This window comes from Saccharothrix sp. NRRL B-16314 (assembly GCF_000716595.1).
GTDB lineage: Bacteria > Actinomycetota > Actinomycetes > Mycobacteriales > Pseudonocardiaceae > Actinosynnema.
Window position 1 is genome coordinate 1 of record NZ_JNXC01000097.1, and the last position, 684, is coordinate 684.

The 684-nt window shown below is 66.7% G+C and carries 1 protein-coding gene; it reads left to right on the top strand.

Annotated features, from left to right (window positions below):
- Positions 1-684, top strand: a 684-nt coding sequence (locus OQ02_RS39185) for a pectate lyase (RefSeq protein ID WP_033443749.1), incomplete at both ends; no start/stop codon positions are given.

The following is a 684-nucleotide window of genomic DNA, read 5'->3' on the forward strand; positions in this document are numbered from 1 at the left end:
CACCACGACCACGACTCCGGGTGGTGGCGGTGACGGCAGTGGTTCGTGGCCCAGCGACACCGGCAGCGTGCACCAGACCACCACCAAGAACACCGGCACGTTCTTCGACGGCGGCATGAAGCGCTACTACGGCATCGGCGACGGCGGCCAGGGCGAAAGCCAGGACCCCATGTTCGTCGTCGCCAACGGCGGCACCATCCAGAACCTCTTCATCGACGCACCCGCCGGCGACGGCATCCACTGCGAAGGCTCCTGCACCATCCGCAACGTCTGGTGGAACGACGTCGGCGAGGACGCCGCCACCTTCAAGAGCTCCAGCTCCTCCGCCACCTACCTCGTCGACGGCGGCGGCGCCAAATCCGCCTCCGACAAGGTCTTCCAGCACAACGGCGCCGGCACCCTCACCATCCGCAACTTCCAGGTCAACGGCGCCGGCAAGCTCTACCGCGCCTGCGGCAACTGCGCCACCTCCTACCAACGCCACGTCGTCATGGACGGCGTCACCGCCCGCAGCACCAAGGTCCTCGCCGGCATCAACACCAACTGGGGCGACACCGCCCGCTTCTCCCGCATCACCGTCTACGGCGACACCGTCATCTGCGAGAAGTACCAAGGCGTCCCCAAGGGCTCCGAACCCAAGAAGATCGGCGAAGGCGCCGACGGCAAGAACTGCTTCTACTCACC